The 21,299-nt window shown below is 46.3% G+C and carries 19 protein-coding genes and 3 rRNA genes; 9 read left to right on the top strand and 13 right to left on the bottom strand.

Annotation, left to right across the window (positions count from 1 at the left end; translation table 11 throughout):
* Positions 1 to 24 precede the first annotated feature (24 nt).
* The gene (locus NFHSH190041_RS17680) at positions 25 to 864 is read left to right on the top strand and encodes a Dam family site-specific DNA-(adenine-N6)-methyltransferase (protein ID WP_261923024.1); all 840 of its coding nucleotides are present in this window, start codon (positions 25 to 27) and stop codon (positions 862 to 864) included.
* 10 nt (positions 865 to 874) lie between these two features.
* Here the strand turns inward: NFHSH190041_RS17680 and NFHSH190041_RS17675 are convergent, their stop codons facing one another.
* Together NFHSH190041_RS17675 and NFHSH190041_RS17670 are read right to left on the bottom strand one after the other, a co-directional pair.
* Positions 875 to 1,063: a DUF2970 domain-containing protein gene (locus tag NFHSH190041_RS17675; protein WP_261923023.1), complete on the bottom strand. Its 189-nt coding sequence runs from the start codon at positions 1,061 to 1,063 to the stop codon at positions 875 to 877.
* Between the two features lies 1 nt (position 1,064).
* Complete coding sequence (locus NFHSH190041_RS17670) at positions 1,065 to 1,328, bottom strand: hypothetical protein (protein WP_261923022.1); 264 nt, start codon at positions 1,326 to 1,328, stop codon at positions 1,065 to 1,067.
* 323 nt (positions 1,329 to 1,651) lie between these two features.
* Here NFHSH190041_RS17670 and rpe point away from each other — a divergent pair, with 323 nt between their 5' ends.
* From rpe to rrf, 6 genes are all read left to right on the top strand, one after another.
* The gene (rpe, locus tag NFHSH190041_RS17665; protein WP_261923021.1) at positions 1,652 to 2,326 is read left to right on the top strand and encodes a ribulose-phosphate 3-epimerase; all 675 of its coding nucleotides are present in this window, start codon (positions 1,652 to 1,654) and stop codon (positions 2,324 to 2,326) included.
* Positions 2,326 to 3,039 carry a phosphoglycolate phosphatase gene (locus NFHSH190041_RS17660; RefSeq protein ID WP_261923020.1) on the top strand — a complete coding sequence of 238 codons (714 nt, stop codon included), beginning with the start codon at positions 2,326 to 2,328 and terminating at the stop codon, positions 3,037 to 3,039. Before rpe ends, NFHSH190041_RS17660 begins: the two co-directional genes overlap by 1 nt.
* A 4-nt stretch (positions 3,040 to 3,043) precedes the next feature.
* On the top strand, positions 3,044 to 4,045 hold the full coding sequence (trpS, locus tag NFHSH190041_RS17655) for a tryptophan--tRNA ligase (protein WP_261923019.1): 1,002 nt from the start codon (positions 3,044 to 3,046) through the stop codon (positions 4,043 to 4,045).
* Between the two features lie 779 nt (positions 4,046 to 4,824).
* Positions 4,825 to 6,367: ribosomal RNA gene (locus tag NFHSH190041_RS17650) — 16S ribosomal RNA — on the top strand.
* A 281-nt stretch (positions 6,368 to 6,648) separates the two neighbouring features.
* Positions 6,649 to 9,541, top strand: a 23S ribosomal RNA gene (locus NFHSH190041_RS17645).
* Positions 9,542 to 9,645: 104 nt separating this feature from the next.
* A 5S ribosomal RNA gene (rrf, locus tag NFHSH190041_RS17640) occupies positions 9,646 to 9,761 on the top strand.
* Together the 16S, 23S and 5S rRNA genes form the textbook arrangement of a ribosomal RNA operon.
* A gap of 771 nt (positions 9,762 to 10,532) precedes the next feature.
* Here the strand turns inward: rrf and mutT are convergent.
* The 11 genes from mutT to nadC form a co-directional block, all read right to left on the bottom strand.
* Positions 10,533 to 10,931: an 8-oxo-dGTP diphosphatase MutT gene (mutT, locus tag NFHSH190041_RS17635; protein ID WP_261923018.1), complete on the bottom strand. Its 399-nt coding sequence runs from the start codon at positions 10,929 to 10,931 to the stop codon at positions 10,533 to 10,535.
* Positions 10,928 to 11,146 (bottom strand): DNA gyrase inhibitor YacG, encoded by a 219-nt coding sequence (gene yacG, locus NFHSH190041_RS17630; RefSeq protein ID WP_261923017.1) that lies wholly within the window; start codon positions 11,144 to 11,146, stop codon positions 10,928 to 10,930. The genes mutT and yacG overlap by 4 nt, the downstream gene beginning before the upstream one ends.
* A gap of 54 nt (positions 11,147 to 11,200) precedes the next feature.
* Positions 11,201 to 11,932 carry a cell division protein ZapD gene (gene zapD / locus NFHSH190041_RS17625; protein ID WP_261923016.1) on the bottom strand — a complete coding sequence of 244 codons (732 nt, stop codon included), beginning with the start codon at positions 11,930 to 11,932 and terminating at the stop codon, positions 11,201 to 11,203.
* Positions 11,929 to 12,549, bottom strand: coding sequence for a dephospho-CoA kinase (coaE, locus tag NFHSH190041_RS17620; protein WP_261923015.1), 621 nt, complete (start codon positions 12,547 to 12,549; stop codon positions 11,929 to 11,931). The genes zapD and coaE overlap by 4 nt, the downstream gene beginning before the upstream one ends.
* A gap of 60 nt (positions 12,550 to 12,609) precedes the next feature.
* A complete protein-coding gene (locus NFHSH190041_RS17615; RefSeq protein ID WP_261923014.1) occupies positions 12,610 to 13,527 on the bottom strand; it encodes a prepilin peptidase in 918 nt (305 codons plus the stop codon).
* 75 nt (positions 13,528 to 13,602) lie between these two features.
* Complete coding sequence (locus NFHSH190041_RS17610; RefSeq protein WP_261923013.1) at positions 13,603 to 14,865, bottom strand: type II secretion system F family protein; 1,263 nt, start codon at positions 14,863 to 14,865, stop codon at positions 13,603 to 13,605.
* A gap of 46 nt (positions 14,866 to 14,911) precedes the next feature.
* Complete coding sequence (pilB, locus tag NFHSH190041_RS17605; RefSeq protein ID WP_261923012.1) at positions 14,912 to 16,621, bottom strand: type IV-A pilus assembly ATPase PilB; 1,710 nt, start codon at positions 16,619 to 16,621, stop codon at positions 14,912 to 14,914.
* Positions 16,621 to 17,055: a prepilin-type N-terminal cleavage/methylation domain-containing protein gene (locus tag NFHSH190041_RS17600; protein WP_261923011.1), complete on the bottom strand. Its 435-nt coding sequence runs from the start codon at positions 17,053 to 17,055 to the stop codon at positions 16,621 to 16,623. Before NFHSH190041_RS17600 ends, pilB begins: the two co-directional genes overlap by 1 nt.
* A gap of 788 nt (positions 17,056 to 17,843) precedes the next feature.
* Entirely contained in the window at positions 17,844 to 18,029 is a 186-nt protein-coding gene (locus NFHSH190041_RS17595) for a hypothetical protein (protein ID WP_261923010.1), read from the bottom strand.
* A 163-nt stretch (positions 18,030 to 18,192) separates the two neighbouring features.
* Complete coding sequence (locus NFHSH190041_RS17590; protein ID WP_261923009.1) at positions 18,193 to 18,345, bottom strand: hypothetical protein; 153 nt, start codon at positions 18,343 to 18,345, stop codon at positions 18,193 to 18,195.
* A gap of 123 nt (positions 18,346 to 18,468) precedes the next feature.
* On the bottom strand, positions 18,469 to 19,329 hold the full coding sequence (nadC, locus tag NFHSH190041_RS17585) for a carboxylating nicotinate-nucleotide diphosphorylase (RefSeq protein ID WP_261923008.1): 861 nt from the start codon (positions 19,327 to 19,329) through the stop codon (positions 18,469 to 18,471).
* Between the two features lie 211 nt (positions 19,330 to 19,540).
* Here nadC and ampD point away from each other — a divergent pair, with 211 nt between their 5' ends.
* Both ampD and ampE read left to right on the top strand, forming a co-directional pair.
* Positions 19,541 to 20,107, top strand: a complete 567-nt coding sequence (gene ampD / locus NFHSH190041_RS17580; protein WP_261923007.1) for a 1,6-anhydro-N-acetylmuramyl-L-alanine amidase AmpD — start codon at positions 19,541 to 19,543, stop codon at positions 20,105 to 20,107.
* 72 nt (positions 20,108 to 20,179) lie between these two features.
* Positions 20,180 to 21,031 carry a beta-lactamase regulator AmpE gene (gene ampE, locus NFHSH190041_RS17575; protein WP_261923006.1) on the top strand — a complete coding sequence of 284 codons (852 nt, stop codon included), beginning with the start codon at positions 20,180 to 20,182 and terminating at the stop codon, positions 21,029 to 21,031.
* Positions 21,032 to 21,299: the final 268 nt, after the last annotated feature.

The raw sequence follows: 21,299 nt of genomic DNA, 5'->3' as shown, positions 1-21,299 counted from the left end.
TTTCCTCGGCGTTAATCAAATTAAATGAGCAGAAAAAACAGAGCCTTCCTGAAATGGGCGGGTGGTAAATTTAAATTGGTTGATGCCCTGAATCGCCACTTGCCGGCTGGGCAACGTTTGGTGGAACCCTTTGTTGGTGCTGGCTCGGTATTTTTGAATACTGAGTACGACGAGTACCTTCTTTGCGATATAAATCAAGATCTTATTGACTTGTATAATATTGTGAAGCGTCAACCTGAAACATATATTCAAGCCGCAAAAGCATTATTTGTTGATCGGATGAATAACAAAGAAGCTTATTATGACGCTCGTAAACATTTTAATTCCAGCTGTGATCCTTTTTTACGGGCGATTTATTTTCTTTATCTGAACAGGCATGGTTTTAACGGACTTTGTCGTTATAACCAAAAAGGTGAATTTAATGTGCCATTTGGCTCATATAAAAAACCTTATTTCCCAGAAAAAGAGATCAGAATTTTTGCTGAGAAAGCTCAGCGAGCTGAATTTCGCTGCATCAGTTACGAGCAGGCATTTGAATTAGTCACTGATGGCGATGTGATTTATTGTGACCCACCATATGCGCCGCTATCCACAACGGCCAGTTTTACCACTTATGTTGGTGCCGGTTTTTCTCTTGATGATCAGGCGTTATTGGCTCGGTATTCCCGTCATACGGCATTGGAACGGGGTATTCCTGTGCTGATCAGCAACCATGATATTCCGTTGACACGAGAGCTGTATCATGGGGCGAGGCTAGAGAGCATTCAGGTGCAGCGTAATATCAGCCAAAAAGGGAGTGCGCGTACAAAAGTGGATGAGCTGATGGCACTTTATGATGATACTTACCATGAAGAGCAGGAATAAACGTTCACCATTAATATTGCGCTAATACCCAATCAACTAGCCCCAATAATGCTAATACCAAGAGTAACGCCAGTATTACGCCACTGATGATAAAAGGTAAAACCGACGACTGCTGAAAATCTTGTTGTTGCCGGTTTTTACTTTGCACCCCGAAAAAAGCTGAGAGTGTGCTGGTAATGATTTGCCACAAGCGTTGCAAATTACAATTCCTGCGATGGTTGAGGCTGTGTTAACGGGGATGACTTCTCTTGCTGGCGATATAGCAGTTCAAATAAATCAACAAAGTGCAGCTGGGAAGATTGGCTGCGCCCACTTAACCAAGCGAGCCAGCTGATATCAGCTGTTTGGCTGTGACAGATATTATGGGGATGACTTGCTGGCAAGGCATTGTTGTAATCCCGTGGGCAAGACACAGGTTTTTCTGCGTTGCTATATCTTTCTGTTAGCAATAATCCCGCAAGCATTATTATTGCTGTCGCAACGAGAGGGTAATGAATCTTACTTGAGGTTGGCATCCATTTGTCCTGTGCATGATTCTTAGGCGGCAGCTCAATAGATAGATGTTGTATGGCTGACATATTTCCTAGCTACATAAATCGTTAAATGATTACTGCAAGCGTTGGTTATGTTACCAGTGTTAGTGTGATTTTTGAACACTTGTGATGCAAGGCGATTACTCTAAACGCGATTGATTGAATATGTAAAAATGTGTCTTACTTTAGAGACATCAGATTGTAGCTAGGTAGAATGAAGTCTTCTTATTCCCTGATTTAGCTGCGAGATTGATATGCGTCCTTTTCTGATAGCTCCATCTATTCTATCTGCTGATTTTGCCCGTTTGGGTGATGATGTTAAGGCGGTACTGGATGCCGGTGCTGACGTCGTTCACTTCGATGTAATGGATAACCATTATGTCCCCAATCTAACGATTGGCCCTATGGTCTGCAAAGCTTTGCGAGATTATGGCATTACTGCTGATATCGATGTGCATTTGATGGTAAAACCGGTCGATCGCATTATTCCCGATTTTGCCAAGGCTGGTGCTTCTATTATTACCTTCCACCCAGAAGCTTCGGAACACATTGATCGAACTCTGCATTTGATTAAATCTCATGGCTGTAAGGCCGGTTTGGTATTCAACCCAGCTACGCCGCTGCATTATCTGGATTATGTGATGGATAAGCTGGATGTCATTTTGTTGATGTCAGTCAATCCGGGCTTTGGCGGGCAATCTTTTATTCCGGGGACATTGGATAAACTGCGTCAGGTTCGGGAGCGGATTGATGCCAGTGGCTTTGATATTCGTCTGGAAGTTGATGGCGGTGTAAAGACCGATAATATTGCTGAGATTGCTGCTGCTGGAGCCGATATGTTTGTTGCTGGTAGTGCAATCTTTAATAAGCCAGATTACCGCGTTGAAATTGATAACATGCGGGCTGAATTAGCTAAGGTTGATGCTTAATGGAACATCAACAGAATATTTCTGCTCGGGATATAAAGTGTGTTGCATTTGATCTAGATGGTACGCTGGTCGACAGCGTTCCAGATTTAACCGCTGCTACCCGAGCGACATTGGCACAATTGGGTTTGCCGGACTGTAGCGAGCAACAGGTTCGCGGTTGGATTGGCAATGGTGCACCGATGTTGATCCGCCGGGCAATGACTTTTGCTTCTGCTCAACCTGTCACTGATGAGATGTTAGCAGATACAATGCCTATTTTTATGCAGCATTATCAGCACTATTTACATCAGTACAGCCGATTGTATCCAAACGTAAAACAGGTACTGACTACGCTACGTCAGCAGGGGATGCATTTGGCTGTTATCACCAACAAGCCGCACCGTTTCGCAGAGCCCCTATTGGCTGAGTTTGATATCGCTGATTGTTTTGAGCTGATTTTGGGTGGGGATGCCTTACCCAAGATGAAGCCTGATCCATTACCACTGCAGCATTTGTTATCCCACTTTAATCTGCCGGCCAGTGCACTATTAATGGTGGGGGATTCTCGCAACGATATTCTGGCGGCAAAAGCTGCTGGTGTAGTATCGATTGGCTTGACCTATGGCTATAACTACGGTGAAGATATCGCATTGTCCGGCCCAGAGGCCGTATGTGAATATTTTTCCGATATTCTGACTATTTTGAATATCAGCCCAACCGTAACGGAGCAATAAAGCAATGAGTAAGCCCATCGTGTTTAGTGGCGCACAGCCTTCAGGTGAATTGACCATAGGTAACTACCTGGGTGCTATGCGTCAGTGGGTTAATATGCAGGACAGCCACGACTGCCTTTATTGCGTTGTTGACCAGCATGCGATTACTGTTAGACAGGATCCGGCTAAACTGCGTGAAGCCTGTTTAGATACCCTGGCTCTTTATCTTGCTTGTGGTATTGATCCACAAAAGAGCACTGTATTTGTGCAATCCCATGTGCCCCAGCATGCGCAGTTGGCATGGGCGCTGAATTGTTATACCCAAATGGGTGAGCTGAGCCGTATGACTCAGTTTAAGGATAAATCCCAAAAGCACGCCAATAACATTAATGTGGGGTTATTTGGTTATCCTGTATTGATGGCTGCAGATATTCTGCTGTATCAGGCGAATGAAATTCCGGTTGGTCAGGATCAAAAGCAACACTTGGAATTGACCCGGGATATCGCGACTCGATTCAATAATATCTATGGCGATACCTTTACTGTTCCTGAGCCTTTTATTCCTCAGGAAGGTGCTCGAGTGATGTCTTTACAGGATCCGACCAAAAAGATGTCTAAGTCTGATGATAATCGTAATAACGTGGTGGGATTATTGGAAGATCCTAAAGCGGTACTGAAAAAGTTCAAAAAAGCCATGACTGACGGTGATAATCCACCCGTAGTGCGTTACGACATCGAAAATAAACCGGGTATTGCAAACTTGATGAGCATTTTGTCCGGGGTGACTGGGCGTACTATTGCGGATATCGAAGCCGAGTATGCTGATCAGGCAATGTATGGTCCACTGAAAGTGGCAACAGGTGAAGCTGTTGTTGCCATGCTGGAACCTTTACAAGAACGCTTCCATCAGTTCCGTGCAGATCAGGCCTTCTTGGAGCAGGTGATGCGTGATGGTGCCGCAAAAGCACAGGCTCGTGCAGAAAAGACTCTGAAAGATGTTTATCAGAAAATTGGCTTATTAGTCTAATCCTGTTTCAGCTTCTGGATTAGTGAGTAGGATACTACTCAGCAAGGCCCCGATAGTTTTCTATCGGGGCCTTATCTTTTGTGTCCTCAGAAAATTTATCGAGAGCGGCATAAGTTGTCTGAATAGTGAGAAAGGAGCAGAAATAAAGATACAGGGAGTATTCTCTTAAGGATTTTGCGTTGCATTATCCGAATTTGGTCTATGCTTGTTTCCTCACTGAGCCACTTTGCTTGATTTTGACTGGCTCAATTAGAGCTTTTGTCGTTTGGAGTATATTTATAGTGAGTCAGTTAAATGCTGTTTTGTGGATAAATCTGTGAGTAATGTGTGGCGTTGATGTGCCTTTTTAGGGGGTAAGTTTTTATTCACTTAAAACTGCATTTTTCTTTAAAAAAGCCCTTGCGCAAAAAAAATAAGCTACCTATAATGCGCCTCCATCGACACGGCACAACGCGCTTCCAGCGGTTGTTGAAGTGAAGATTCACTCACTTGCTAAGGCAATGAGTGACGCGAAAAACATTTGAAAAAATGCTTGACGCGACAACAGGAAAGCGTAGAATACGCAGCCCTGACCCGGTGAGAAACAGCATCGGTTGCTCTTTAACAATATAAACAGACAAGCAAATCTGTGTGGACATTCGCAGATGTTGATGAGGTCGACAAAGACTTTTATCAATGAACGAAGTTCGCGCAGCATGCAAATGCAGTCATTGCCTTAATGGGTAATGATGCAAAGACAGAATTCATTGAGCAGAACCTTCGGGTTCAACCAAAACTTTTAATTGAAGAGTTTGATCATGGCTCAGATTGAACGCTGGCGGCAGGCCTAACACATGCAAGTCGAGCGGTAACAGGAAGTAGCTTGCTACTTTGCTGACGAGCGGCGGACGGGTGAGTAATGCCTGGGAATATGCCGAGATGAGGGGGATAACAGTTGGAAACGACTGCTAATACCGCATAATACCTACGGGTCAAAGCAGGGGACTTTCGGGCCTTGCGCATCTTGATTAGCCCAGGTGGGATTAGCTAGTAGGTGAGGTAAAGGCTCACCTAGGCGACGATCCCTAGCTGTTCTGAGAGGATGATCAGCCACACTGGGACTGAGACACGGCCCAGACTCCTACGGGAGGCAGCAGTGGGGAATATTGCACAATGGGGGAAACCCTGATGCAGCCATGCCGCGTGTGTGAAGAAGGCCTTCGGGTTGTAAAGCACTTTCAGCGAGGAGGAAAGGTTACTGGCTAATATCCAGTAGCTGTGACGTTACTCGCAGAAGAAGGACCGGCTAACTCCGTGCCAGCAGCCGCGGTAATACGGAGGGTCCGAGCGTTAATCGGAATTACTGGGCGTAAAGCGTGCGCAGGCGGTTTGTTAAGCGAGATGTGAAAGCCCCGGGCTCAACCTGGGAACCGCATTTCGAACTGGCGAACTAGAGTCTTGTAGAGGGGGGTAGAATTCCAGGTGTAGCGGTGAAATGCGTAGAGATCTGGAGGAATACCAGTGGCGAAGGCGGCCCCCTGGACAAAGACTGACGCTCATGCACGAAAGCGTGGGGAGCAAACAGGATTAGATACCCTGGTAGTCCACGCCGTAAACGATGTCTACTCGGAGTTTGGTGCCTTGAGCACTGGGCTCTCAAGCTAACGCATTAAGTAGACCGCCTGGGGAGTACGGCCGCAAGGTTAAAACTCAAATGAATTGACGGGGGCCCGCACAAGCGGTGGAGCATGTGGTTTAATTCGATGCAACGCGAAGAACCTTACCTACTCTTGACATCCAGAGAATTCGCTAGAGATAGCTTAGTGCCTTCGGGAACTCTGAGACAGGTGCTGCATGGCTGTCGTCAGCTCGTGTTGTGAAATGTTGGGTTAAGTCCCGCAACGAGCGCAACCCTTATCCTTACTTGCCAGCGGGTCATGCCGGGAACTTTAGGGAGACTGCCGGTGATAAACCGGAGGAAGGTGGGGACGACGTCAAGTCATCATGGCCCTTACGAGTAGGGCTACACACGTGCTACAATGGTCGGTACAGAGGGTTGCCAAGCCGCGAGGTGGAGCTAATCCCAGAAAGCCGGTCGTAGTCCGGATCGGAGTCTGCAACTCGACTCCGTGAAGTCGGAATCGCTAGTAATCGTGGATCAGAATGCCACGGTGAATACGTTCCCGGGCCTTGTACACACCGCCCGTCACACCATGGGAGTGGGCTGCACCAGAAGTAGATAGCTTAACCTTCGGGAGGGCGTTTACCACGGTGTGGTTCATGACTGGGGTGAAGTCGTAACAAGGTAGCCCTAGGGGAACCTGGGGCTGGATCACCTCCTTACCTAAGCGACACATTACGCTGTTGAGTGTTCACACAGATTGCCTTGTCTGGCAACATTGACTCCTTAGTTGAGTTGATGACGTTCTTTAACAATTTGGAAAGCTGATAGTAGAAACAAACCTCTCTTTTTAAGAAAGGCTTTGTTAATACAAAATTGAGTTCTCAAACACTTTAATCAAGTAAATTGAGTATTCTAATCAAGGCGTTGTGATTCGAAAGAATTACAATTATCAAACCAGCAAGTTGCAATGCAACCTGAATGAAACTCATTTGGGTTGTATGGTTAAGCGACTAAGCGTATACGGTGGATGCCTTGGCAGTCAGAGGCGATGAAGGACGTGTTAATCTGCGAAAAGCTGTGCTTAGCCGATAAAAGGCACTTGAGGCACAGATGTCCGAATGGGGAAACCCGGCACCATAAGGTGTCATCATATACTGAATACATAGGTATATGAGGCGAACGAGGGGAACTGAAACATCTAAGTACCCTTAGGAAAAGAAATCAACCGAGATTCCCCAAGTAGCGGCGAGCGAACGGGGACCAGCCCTTAAGTCTTCAGGGTGTTAGTGGAATAAGTTGGAAAGCTTAACGGTACAGGGTGATAGTCCCGTACACGAAAACTAACTGAAGATGAAATCGAGTAAGGCGGCACACGTGATATGTTGTCTGAACATGGGGGGACCATCCTCCAAGGCTAAATACTCCTGACTGACCGATAGTGAACCAGTACCGTGAGGGAAAGGCGAAAAGAACCCCTGTGAGGGGAGTGAAATAGAACCTGAAACCGTATACGTACAAGCAGTGGGAGCGGTTCTTGAGACCGTGACTGCGTACCTTTTGTATAATGGGTCAGCGACTTACATTTAGTAGCGAGGTTAAGCGAATAGCGGAGCCGTAGGGAAACCGAGTGTTAACTGCGCGTTTAGTTGCTAGGTGTAGACCCGAAACCCGGTGATCTAGCCATGGGCAGGTTGAAGGTTGAGTAACATCAACTGGAGGACCGAACCGACTAATGTTGAAAAATTAGCGGATGACTTGTGGCTGGGGGTGAAAGGCCAATCAAACCGGGAGATATCTGGTTCTCCTCGAAAGCTATTTAGGTAGCGCCTCGCACGAATACCATTGGGGGTAGAGCACTGTTAAGGCTAGGGGGTCATCCCGACTTACCAACCCTTTGCAAACTCCGAATACCAATGAGTACTATGCGGGAGACAGACAGCGGGTGCTAACGTCCGTTGTCAAAAGGGAAACAACCCAGACCATCAGCTAAGGTCCCAAAGTTATTGCTAAGTGGGAAACGATGTGGGAAGGCTTAGACAGCTAGGATGTTGGCTTAGAAGCAGCCATCATTTAAAGAAAGCGTAATAGCTCACTAGTCGAGTCGGCCTGCGCGGAAGATGTAACGGGGCTAAGCAATACACCGAAGCTATGGGTACTAGCACTTGTGCTAGTGCGGTAGAGGAGCGTTCTGTAAGCGGTTGAAGCGGAAGCCGTAAGGCACCGTGGACGTATCAGAAGTGCGAATGCTGACATGAGTAACGATAAAGGGAGTGAAAAACTCCCTCGCCGAAAGACCAAGGGTTCCTGTCCAACGTTAATCGGGGCAGGGTGAGTCGACCCCTAAGGCGAGGCCGAAAGGCGTAGTCGATGGGAAACGGGTTAATATTCCCGTACTTCTGCTAACTGCGATGGAGAGACGGAGAAGGCTAGGCCAGCACGGCGTTGGTTGTCCGTGTTTAAGATGGTAGGCAGTGTGTTTAGGCAAATCCGGACACATAATGCTGAGAATTGATGACGAGGTGCTACGGCACTGAAGTGGTTGATGCCATGCTTCCAGGAAAATCTTCTAAGCTTCAGGTTAGTAGGAATCGTACCCCAAACCGACACAGGTGGTCGGGTAGAGAATACCAAGGCGCTTGAGAGAACTCGGCTGAAGGAACTAGGCAAAATGGTACCGTAACTTCGGGAGAAGGTACGCTCCTGTTGGTGATGAGACTTGCTCTCTAAGCTGACGGGAGTCGCAGATACCAGGTGGCTGCAACTGTTTATCAAAAACACAGCACTGTGCGAACTCGCAAGAGGAAGTATACGGTGTGACGCCTGCCCGGTGCCGGAAGGTTAATTGATTGGGTTATCTTCGGAGAAGCTCATGATCGAAGCCCCGGTAAACGGCGGCCGTAACTATAACGGTCCTAAGGTAGCGAAATTCCTTGTCGGGTAAGTTCCGACCTGCACGAATGGCGTAATGATGGCCACGCTGTCTCCAGCCGAGACTCAGTGAAGTTGAAATTGCGGTGAAGATGCCGTATACCCGCGGCTAGACGGAAAGACCCCGTGAACCTTTACTATAGCTTGGCACTGAACATTGACCCTACATGTGTAGGATAGGTGGGAGACTTTGAAGCGGTGACGCCAGTCATCGTGGAGTCAACCTTGAAATACCACCCTTGTAGTGTTGATGTTCTAACTCTGGCCCCTGAATCGGGGTTGAGGACAGTGCCTGGTGGGTAGTTTGACTGGGGCGGTCTCCTCCCAAAGAGTAACGGAGGAGCACGAAGGTTGGCTAAGTACGGTCGGACATCGTACGGTTAGTGCAATGGCATAAGCCAGCTTAACTGCGAGACAGACACGTCGAGCAGGTACGAAAGTAGGTCATAGTGATCCGGTGGTTCTGAATGGAAGGGCCATCGCTCAACGGATAAAAGGTACTCCGGGGATAACAGGCTGATACCGCCCAAGAGTTCATATCGACGGCGGTGTTTGGCACCTCGATGTCGGCTCATCACATCCTGGGGCTGAAGTCGGTCCCAAGGGTATGGCTGTTCGCCATTTAAAGTGGTACGCGAGCTGGGTTCAGAACGTCGTGAGACAGTTCGGTCCCTATCTGCCGTGGGCGTTGGATGATTGAGGGGAGCTGCTCCTAGTACGAGAGGACCGGAGTGGACGAACCGCTGGTGTTCGGGTTGTCATGCCAATGGCATTGCCCGGTAGCTACGTTCGGAATCGATAACCGCTGAAAGCATCTAAGCGGGAAGCGAGCCCCAAGATGAGTCATCCCTTAGACCTAGAGTCTACTGAAGGGCCGTCCGAGACTAGGACGTTGATAGGCAGGGTGTGTAAGCGTTGTGAGGCGTTGAGCTAACCTGTACTAATGACCCGAGAGGCTTAACCATACAACCCAAAAGGGTTTTGTTGGAAACCTTGATAGAATAATCAAGACTTGATTGAAGTTAGAGAACGAGAAAAAAAAGCAGCTTTCTAGATTGTACAGAATTTGCTTGGTGACAATAGCACTGTGGTCCCACCTGATCCCATTCCGAACTCAGAAGTGAAACGCAGTCGCGCCGATGGTAGTGTGGGGCTTCCCCATGTGAGAGTAGGTCATCGCCAAGCGCCTAATAAACGAAAAAGCCCGTTGCATTAGCAACGGGCTTTTTTCGTTTATGCGCCCATGACAGAACGAACATGTGGAAATAAAGAGTCCGAATGCAGCGAGGCAACCACTCATGTGATAGGTCGATGATTGTTCCATTCATAATCGGCACTTCCGCCATTCATGGCGGTCGTAGGGCGAATATCGCGTAGCGATGTGTTTATGGCAGAAACTGGTTCCAGACATTTTCTGCATTCACTACATCCATGCAGTTCAGCGCGAAGCTTTAGGCGTAGCTGGCCATCAGGCAAGTGTCTCATAAGTGAAGAGGCCACCTGAATAAGGTGGCTTTTTTGCGTTTGGGGTTTTGAACATTGTTAACACTCTCTTGAGCCTAGAGTATTTTTACTCAGTTGACTGTTTTGCTCATGCTGAAACGGACAGCTGCTACTTCCGATAGTACTATAGCTGGTTGAAAATAGTTCAAACTACCTTGAATCTAAAACGCTTTAACATTCCTGTGTCCAAATTACCAAGCTACCTGTCTTCTTTCTTTTCAAATGCAGCCCCATTTTGATGATACGACAAGAAGATAATCTATATGACGTTATAGTTATATTGTTGAATAACTGATACTTTTTCTTATGATGAATCAGAAGTTAGGTGAATGTGTGATGAGGCGGAGCTGATATTCGTGATGAAATCTGCTTTAAATACGGTTTATCAAGATAGCCCGCTAGAGATAATGATGATAGCGGGCTTTGATATAGCACGATATATGGTGAGAGTAATTAAGCTGTTTCTTGTTGAAGCTTGTGTATGATTGGCTGATTTGCTTCTGGAAATTCATAATGTTGTAGCTCAGTTTTAGACACCCACTGTAGTTCCTGTCCTTCAACTCCTAAAGGGCTACCGCTGAATTTTGTCACTTTATGGATATCCAACAAGACTTGCTTATCTGGATAATCAAAACTAATTGTCATAAAAGGTTCGGTTGTATTAACTGTAATCGCAACTTCCTCTTTTAATTCTCGGGATAATGCCTGCTCAACAGATTCTCCCGGCTCTACTTTCCCGCCAGGAAATTCCCATTTCCCCCCTTGGTGTAAATGTTGAGGGCGTTTGGCCAGTAAAATGGTGTTGTTAACACCAAGAATAACCCCAACAGCGACATGGATACGTTTACTCATTCATCACGCTCTTTAAAAAATTGCGGATCATCAAAGCCAATACTGTCGAGTTTATCTAGGTCAAATTCACTCTTGACTGGAATAGCGTAGCTTTCACTTGCCCACTCTCCCAAGTCTATTAATTTACAGCGTTCGCTACAAAACGGACGGAACTTATTTTCTGGCTTCCACTCAACCTTGCTATCACACGTTGGGCATTTTACAGTTAAAGGCATCGATTACTCCAAAGACTCTGCGGCCGCTCAGTGTATCTGATTTTTGCTATTTTTTCAGCGGCAGGCCGAGAGTTGGAAAGTGATATCTTTGTCAGTGTGTTTTTGCTGTTCAAAATCGACAAAATGGATCGCATATCGATTTTTATGGCCACTAATGGTTGGATAGCATCCTTGTTCGGCGGTAAGTTGTACCCTGATCAAGGTAAGTGCATGTTCGCTGTTACCTTGATAGAAGCCTGCTGGAGCCACTTGAGGATGGAAGTCTGCGGTAGAGCGAGTAATCTGGAGTAGTTGGCTGACGGTATCCAATAACGGCGTAAATGGCTTCATCCATTCTTGGTAGGCTTGTTGCCGTTCTTCAAATGGTTTTGCTAGCCAAAAATGCAGTTGGGGTAAATCGAAATTACAACAGGCTCCCGGCATCCCAAAGCGCTGCTTTAATGCGGATAAAAACCTATCTTGTTTTATATGGTTACCAAGTCGCCCAGGTTGGTTAAGGATGTCTCTGGCGATTGTGAGCGAGTTAATTTGCTGCTTGATCAGTATATTGTTATTTGAGGCCGATGGTTCTATACGTAGCTGTTGCAGCTGCCTGTCAATGTCTTTAATCACATCACTGCGGTAATCACAGCGCTCTGTTAATTCACAAAGAGAAAATAGAGGGTAAAAACAGCGGTGTTGATGGTCATGATTGAGGTTGTCGAGCAATTGCTCCCTTAAATACTCCAGCCGTAAATAGCTGCGTATTTTTTCATTTAGGGGCTGTTCGTAAATCAATTCAATCATGATATAGACTCAGTATTCTTTTGAGCAAGTGCCATATATTTGTGGTGGAGCTTAAGTACTTGGGATCGTAACTGAGATATCTCTCCCTGATTATCAATAATATCATCAGCCTTCTGTAATTTATCTTTTCGGCTCATCTGGCTGTTGATGATATTTTTTATCTGTTCTGCAGAAACGTGGTCCCGATTAGCGGCCCGAGTCATTTGTGCATCAGGGGATATATCAACAAGTAAAGTCCGATTGACTAAGCTATCCAACCCATTCTCAAATAGCAAGGGTACTACCATTATTACATAGAGCGATTTTGCTTGCTTAGCTTGAGATTGCATTTCTGTACTAATTATTGGGTGAAGTAACTTATTCAGCCAAACTCTTTTCTCTGGTGATTGAAAAACAATATTACGTAGTTGTTTTCGATCTAACTCTCCGGTTGGTGTTAATACTTCAGTGGTAAAAAAATCACTGATTTTTGCCAAGGCAGGTTGTCCGGGGCGAACTACTTCTCTGGCAATAATGTCTGCATCAATAAGCTCGATGCCCTGTTCCGCAAATAGGTTTGCGACAGTGGTTTTGCCACTGCCGATACCGCCGGTTAGCCCGATAGTAAATTGACTCATAGTACGTTACTCCTCCCAGATCGTTCAAAGTATCCGGGGCAAAGGGCTGAGGGTCAATCATTAGAGTAAATAATTAAGATACCAAGAAATAATATCAGTACCCCATATCATGGCTATCCAACCTGCCAGCGCAATATAAGGTCCAAAAGGTATTGGATTACCGACATTAATACGCTTGGAGATTATCAGAGTAATACCAACGATAGCGCCCACTAAAGATGATAGTAATATCGTTAATGGTAATAGCTGCCAGCCCAGCCAAGCACCAAACACGGCGAGTAATTTAAAGTCTCCGTAGCCCATCCCTTCTTTGCCGGTCAGTAATTTAAATAACCAGAAAATAGACCAGAGACTAAGATAACCTGCTGTTGCGCCAATAACTGCATCCGAGAGGTCGCTGAAAACACCTTGATAATTAATCAATAATCCCAGCCATAACAGAGGTAAGGTGATTTGATCCGGTAATAACATTTCATCTAAATCGATAAAGGTCAGGGCGATTAAAGCAAAGGTCAGTATGGTGGCAAATACAAACTGCATACTAGGACCAAAATGCCAAGCTAATACTGCCACAGCGATACCCGTGAATAACTCAACGAGCGGGTAACGTGCTGGGATTGCCTTTTGGCAGGAAGCGCACTTTCCCCGCAGGAATAGCCAACTAAGAATAGGCATATTTTGCCACGCTGTTATTTTATGTCCGCATTGAGGGCAGGCTGAGCCGGGTATTACCAGGTTGTACTTTTCGGGATAACCATCATTTACCTTACCCAATGTAGATAATTGCGCTGGGGATAATGTGTCTGCATGGTACTGTTCCAGATAACCTTGGCATTCTTGCTGCCATTCCCGCTTCAGCATGATGGGAAGCCGATGGATAACCACGTTGAGAAAGCTACCGATTGCTGCAGCAAAAATAAAGCTGAGTAACATAAACAGCCAAGGGTAAATGTCGAGCAGATAAATAAAATCAGACATAATCAGTCAGGTCGATCCTGTTATTACAGAAGTGGTGAGTATTAATCAGTGCAGGCGATAATGCATTAATTTAGATCAGCCAACGACATTTCCCATCTGGAAGATAGGCAAATACATACCAACAATTAATCCTCCGACTAGGGTTCCGATAACAACCATCATTATCGGCTCTATCAGGCTGGATAGACCATCGACGGCATCATCGACCTGCATCTCATAAATATTGGCAATTTTGTTGAGCATATTATCCAGCGAGCCGGACTCCTCACCGATCATCACCATTTGGATGAGCATATCGGGAAAGAGCTTGGTCGTGCGCATTGCAACATTCATCTGCATACCTGCCATGACATCTTGCCGGATTTTTAGCAGCGCGTTGCGGTATACCGCATTACCTGATGCGCCCGCGGCACTTTCTAAGCCGTCAATAAGTGGTACACCTGCGGCAAAAGTGGTCGCTAGTGTACGGGCAAAACGAGCCATTGCCGCTTTATGCAGAATATCGCCGATAGCCGGAGTTTTTAAAATTAGCTCATCAGTTCGATCGCGCACGGCTTGAGCATTGCGGTGCGCGCGGCGAAATGTCCATACGGCAGCGATAATGCCAGCCGCAAAGAAATACCAAGTTGCCTGCAATGCTTTGGAAATATTGATAATGAGCTGAGTAAATGCTGGCAGTTCAGCGCCAAATCCTTTAAAAATTTCCTCAAATTGTGGCACGACCATAAGTAATAGCAGTGCTGTAACGCCTATGGCGACAACCACTACTGCAGCAGGATAGAACATGGCTTTTTTGATTTTAGATTTCAGCGCCTCGGCTTTTTCTTTATAAGTGGCAATGCGGTCGAATACCTGATCTAACGCGCCGGAATGCTCCCCGGCAGCAACAAGATCGACATACAAATCATCAAAATATTGTCGCTGAGGGCGCAGGGCATCGGATAACGGAACACCGGACTGTACCTCTGCTACTATGTTGGTCAGTAGTGCCCGCATTTTGGGTTTTTCATGGCCGCGGCCCAGCAACTCAAGCGTCGTGACGAGCGGTACCCCTGCCGCCAGCATGGTGGCAATTTGTCGGGTAACCATGGCGATATCCATGGCATTAATTTTTTTCTCACTTTTAAACAGCGGGGCACTTTTTTTTCGCACGCTTTTGGGGCTAATTCCCTGCAATTTTAGCTGACTGCGGACTTCCATTACCGATGAACCGCGAAACTCGCCAGCAGATTTGCGCCCATCCCGGTTTAGCCCTTTCCACTCGTAGGTATAAATTTTAGGTTGGTTCTTCGGCGATTTTTTACGGGACTTACTCTTACCGGCAACGGCAGTATTCATATCTCAGTGTCCTTTGCGTACATGTTACAGTCGGCGTTGCTCGGTATTAAACGCTGGTGACGCGGTTAACTTCGGCCAAACTGGTGATCCCTTGAATAACTTTTAGTAGGCCGGAGCGACGTAGATCTGACATGCCCTGTTGCCTTGCCATATTGGCCATTTCCAATGAATTACCCCCAGCCATAATAATACGAGCAATTTCATCACTCATGCGCATCACTTCGTAGATACCTACCCGTCCCTTATAACCGCCGGAGCAGTGTTCGCAACCTGCCGTATGGGGAGCATATAGGGTAAAGTTGCTTTGGATTTGTGCGTCATCAAATCCAAGTTTTCTGAGTTCATCCTCGGGGACTTGCTCTGGGACTTTACACTCACGACATAAACGCCGCGCCAAACGCTGGGCGATAATTAAATTCACTGAACTGGCGATGTTATAGCCGGGCACCCCCATATTGACTAAGCGGGTTAAGGTTTCTGCTGCTGAGTTGGTGTGCAGCGTAGAAAGAACCAAGTGGCCTGTTTGCGCGGCTTTAATGGCAATTTCAGCAGTTTCCAGATCCCGTATTTCCCCGACCATGACCACGTCGGGATCCTGACGTAGAAAAGAGCGTAATGCCGAGGCAAATGTCAGCCCAGCTTTTTGGTTGATATGCACCTGATTAATGCCTTCCAGGTTAATTTCAACTGGGTCTTCGGCGGTGCTGATATTGCGCTCCGGGGTGTTGAGGATATTGAGTCCGGTATAAAGGGAAACAGTTTTGCCTGAACCCGTGGGGCCGGTAACAAGAATCATGCCTTGGGGCTTGCCAAGCATTTCGAGATACGCTGCTTGCTGCTCCGGTTCATAGCCTAGTTTTTCAATACCTAACTGGGCTGATGAAGAGTCCAAGATCCGCATTACAATTTTTTCGCCCCAGATGGTCGGCAGGGTACTGACGCGAAAGTCGATACTCTTATTGCGGGAGAGCTTCATTTTGATGCGGCCATCTTGTGGCACGCGCCGCTCAGCAATATCTAATTTGGCCATAACTTTGAGTCGCGCCGCTAAGCGGGCGGCTAAAGCGATAGGTGGTGAGGATATTTCATGTAATATGCCGTCGATCCGAAAACGAATGCGATAACGTTTTTCGTAAGGTTCAAAGTGCAAGTCAGATGCACCTTTGCGTATCGCATCGGTGAGGATTTTATTGATATACAACACCACAGGAGCTTCAGCATCTTCGCTTTTTTCTTCTTCCTGGCGGCTGGTTTCTTCAATATCAATTGCCGCTAGCGCTGATTCATCGAGGGCATCTAAATCGAGCGCGCTAACGTCGTCTTCTTGGATTTTATCTAATGCTCGGGCTAGCTTATCTTCTTCCACCAAAATAGCTTCAGCATGCAGGCCGGCACTGAATTGGAAATCTTCTAAGGCAGAAATATTGGTGGGATCGGATGTGCCAACATACAAACGGTTACCACGCTTATATAGAGGCAAACAACGGTGCTTTTCAATTAGCTTTTTATTGAGAAAATCTTCCGGTAGGGCTTTTAAATCAAATTCATCCAGATCCAGCAGTGGCGTGCCATATTCTTCGTAACAGAGCTGGGCGATAGTGCGAGCCGGTATCAGTTTTTCCTGCACTAAGGTGGACACCAGCGCCTGACGGCGCTGGCGGGCTTTGGCTATCGCACCGCTCAGCTGCTCCTGAGAAAGCAGTGCCTTGCGGACAAAGAGGGTAGATAGCCCAAGGTGTAAGCCGGTAGTTGGCATTAGCAGAATTTTGTGCAGTTATCAGCCCAAGTGATTTGTTTGCTAGCTGCCAAGGTGCCGGTTAGTACATAAGTATCAGTAGTTGCTACTCCACCAAATGCCGTTGGTGTCACAGTTATAAGAGCTTTATTTGTGTCGAATGTAACCGCTACGCTCTTAACGAGCCCTGATTCACCTACATCAGCGGGAACCCCCCCCTTCCCTGGCCCACAATTCTCAGCATTAAAAGCTCCTTCAACTTGGCCACAAACTTCTAAAGCAGTTTTATACGCAGATGCTGCCTGAACGATTTCAGTATATTTGGCCTTGTCAGTATAATTTTGATAGGCAGGCAATGCGATGGCGGCCAAAATACCGATAATGGCCACTACGATCATCAGTTCGATCAGGGTGAAACCCTGGTTGTTTTTGTTCAGTGTGTTGATACCTTTCATAACTCTCTCCATAGAATTAACAGTTGCCCGCGCGTCTGCGGTGACTGTGTTATTGCCTGTGCCTGCCGTCAGAGCTGGCTAAATGGGTAAATTTGCCGGCTTCTTCACCGCGAACTATCAACCTTAAACATTATGCTGGACTGATAATGATCCTCGTCAGCAGTGCTTCTCGGTTTGAGCGGAAAATTACCGATCGTATAGGCTATTGCATGCTGTTAGCCAAGGTATCCTGCAGCGCAAAACCGCAGTAATCCTATTGCGCCTTAAGCGCGCTGAAAGCATGTCGATAGCCTTAAAGTCGGTATATATGCTTATGTGAGTATGACAGGGCAAGATTGGCTGCTAAATGACTGCACTTTTTTAAGCTGCTATAGGTGAAAACGCAGCAGAAAATAAGTGGTAGTGAAACAGTCGGTATTGCCTTGCACATAAGCATATAACCACTGAACAAAAACAAATCACCTTCGTTAACTTGTTCGGGGTAAACGTTAGTATAAAGTTAATTCAAATGGAATAGTGTTAAGGCGAAAGTTTTAAAAATAAATAAATATGTATAACAAAACAGTTAATAGTAAGGCTGTGCTCTAACAAAATAATGACACTGTTGGTTTTTTGGCATTAACAATAACTGGTCAAAAATTAAACTAGATATCGCAGCTAGAAAGATAAGCCAAGGCCTTAAATAGAAAAAACCATATTAATTATTGCCTTATGTTTAATCGGCTGGATTTTGACACTGTCACAAAATGATATTTTGCTGTTGTTATCATCAATTGCAGTTAAAGATGTTAGATAAATAAAGTTAGCCCAGTAATATTGTGGGTATCTATTAGCCAATATTGAATGATACGCAGAATGGCGGCAGCCAACATGGCTGCAAAAGCATCCACGCTATTGGTATTGAGCAAGTCGTGAGCGCGACTAATATCTCCTCTTATTATTTTATTAACCGCTAATGTTAATGTGTGAAGCACTAGGAATGCTTGTCGTAGGAATAGCGACATAGCGGTATGAGTTATACATAACAGTCAGCACGCGAGGAGCTGTCGGGCGAGTTAGCCAGTTAGTCATCGCGGCTTTGTGCTGATTGTTCCTGTATTAATTGAGTTATTGAGTTATCTTGTGGCGCAAAGATGGTCACTGAATGACGTTGGCAAGATACAGACTTGCGTATTTGCTGTGATGTGTTTGTCTTGATGGCTGATGGCTGATGGCTGATGGCTGATGGCTGATGGCTGATGGCTGATGGCTGATGGCTGATGGCTGATGGCTGATGGTGTATTGAAACATCAATTAAGACGATAAAATTTCAATCGCATTGCCCGTCATCACTGGCATGCGACTGCCGCTGGAAACGTCCTACCTAAGTCTTAAATGGTGTTAGGACGTCCCCGGCGAATCAGTATCGTCAGCTTATGCTTTCAGACGCAGAGATAAATCTAGCGCTCGCACATGCTTGGTCAGGGCGCCGACAGAAATATAATCCACCCCAGTTTGGGCAAATTTGGCAATGGTATCTATGGTGACATTACCAGATACTTCCAGTTTGGCACCGGCACCATTAGCTTGGTAATCAGCATTGATTTTGACCGCATCCAGCATCATGGTGATATCAAAATTATCTAACATGATGATATCGGCCCCGGCATCTAATGCCTGCTTTAGCTCAGTGATAGATTCTACTTCCACTTCGACAGGCTTGCTGCTGTGAATTGCTCTTGCCGCAGTGACCGCGGCTTGGATACTGCCGCAAGCCATAATGTGGTTTTCTTTGATCAGAAACGCATCAAACAAGCCGATACGATGATTCTTCCCGCCACCACAGGTAACGGCATATTTTTGCGCAGTACGTAACCCGGGAATGGTTTTGCGGGTATCAAGCAACATGGTGCGAGTACCTGCCAACTTGTCGACATAATGCTTGGTCAGTGTGGCGACACCGGATAGTGTTTGGATAAAGTTCATTGCTGTGCGCTCACCGGTCAGAATTGCACGGGCAGGACCGGACAGTTCACACAGCACCTGATTGGCAACCACTAAATCGCCATCATCCACATGCCAGTGCAACGCTACTTTACCACCGAGTTGGTTAAATACCTGCTCGGCCCAAGCCTTACCGCAGAAGACCCCATCTTCACGGGTGATCAGCGCCGCTTCGGCATATTTGTCCGCCGGGATCAACTGCGCGGTAATGTCGCCATTGTTGGCATCCTGTTGACCCAGGTCTTCATCCAGCGCGGCTTTTACGCTGAGACGGATATCATTTTCGAACATGGGGAAATCCTTGCATAAACTTATATCTGGCGCCGCTTAGGGTAGCATAAAAGTTTGACCCCGAAAGACCCTTTTAACGGTATGGTCAAGAGTTAATTATCCCTTGATAAAGACGGACTTGACAGGTCTGACTTGCTGCGTGATGCGCTATGTCTGCTGCCCTAAACCTGCTAAAGTAATCAATCTGCTGCAAAAAATGTATGGAGCCGCGATGACCCAGCCAGATCTTCACCCTGCACCTTTAGGGTGGTATTCCTGTGCCAGGCACACTCCTTCCCCTTATTTTAATGCTCGTCCGGCAGGGGACGCCGGTGAAATCAGCCTGTTGGTGATCCACAATATCAGCTTGCCTGCCGGGCAATTCGGTTTGCCTTATATTGAAGCACTGTTTCTTGGCTGTTTAGATTGCAGCGTGGATGACAGTTTTGCAGAGTTGGCTGGGTTGGAAGTCTCAGCACATTTTCTTATCCGTCGAGATGGTGAATTAATTCAGTTCGTTAGTTGTAATGACCGTGCTTGGCATGCCGGGGTGTCGAAATTTCACGGTCGTTGCAACTGTAATGATTTTGCTATCGGTATTGAGCTGGAAGGGACGGATCTCAGTGGCTTTACCTCGGCTCAATATGCCAGATTGATTACTTTGACACGGCAATTGCAGCGGGATTATCCGAAGATAGTAAGCAGTCGTATTGTGGGACACAGTGATATTGCCCCGGGCCGTAAAACCGATCCCGGTTCGGGATTTGATTGGCAACGATATCGCGCTGCGTTGGATTAATCGTTAGCTCGCGTGGGTATGGATTAGGTTGGATATATCAATAAAAGCATCAGGCAATAAAGGATAACACCTATGGCTTTGTTTTCTCTGTTGGTCGCCATTTTAGTTGAGCGACTGAAAGTACTGCCGGCTTCGCTGCAGTTTGATCATCTGCTGCAGCGTTATCATAACCTGCTATTTCGGGACGACAGCCGGGTCAGCAGTGCAAAAATGGCAGTGGCTCTCGTATTGCCCGCTGTGATTGTTTATATATTGGGCTGGTTAGTGGCTGGATTGTTCTGGGGTGTTTTATCACTTGCGCTCTGGGTCATTATTGCTGTGTTGTGTTTTAGTCATCATCAGCAGCGGCAGGCATTTAAACGTTACGTTCAGGCCGCTTGCCGTGGCGATTTACAAGCTTGTTTTCATTATGCGGCCCAGATGGACCCAACGGAGGATGAGCAACCTGATTGTCATCAGGAGTTGGCGTGTCGGGTTGGGCAGAGTGTTGCTTGGATTAACTACCGTTATTATGGGGCCATTGCACTGTATTTCATTTTTGCCGGACCAGTCGGTGCCGTGTTGTATTGCACGGTGCGTTTTTATGGTGAGTCCAATTGCCGCAATCAGATCAAGCTGCCTTTAGTCGATACCCTGTTATTGGTGCTCGATTGGCTACCTGCCCGGTTGTTCGCATTTGGCTATGCATTATGTGGCGAATTTCGCCGGGCGATTGAAATGTGGCGTAAGCAGAGCTTTAGTGTGAAAACACCCGCCCGGGATATCATTGTTAATACTGCAATGGCGGCAGAGCCTATGGCTTGTGAGCAGAGTTCTGAATTGAGTTTGCAACCAACCATAGCAATGCTTGCTTTGAGCAAGCGTAACTTCATCCTATTGGTCACTTTATTATCTTTGCTGACCATTTTTGGTGTTGTGAACTAGTATTTAACAGGTTCCTATTCAGCCACTGATAAGCTTAGCTGTCAGTGGCTTTTTTCTATCAGCGATTTGGGTTTATCGTGCTCACTAATCTGTGAGGTGGAATAAATCTTATTATTCAAAATGAAAAATACGATTAGAACGGGTGAAATGGTATGAAAAGTGCGCAGTTGACGCGATAAAAATAATTTTTTTTATCGCGGGTAAATATTTATGGATTTGCAAATAATCTGTTATCAAAGACTGAATTCAGTTAGCTTGCACTAAGCAC

Source organism: Shewanella sp. NFH-SH190041, from assembly GCF_024363255.1.
Lineage (GTDB): Bacteria > Pseudomonadota > Gammaproteobacteria > Enterobacterales > Shewanellaceae > Shewanella.
Note: the sequence above shows the minus strand (reverse complement) of the source record. Positions and strands in the feature narration are given on the sequence as shown.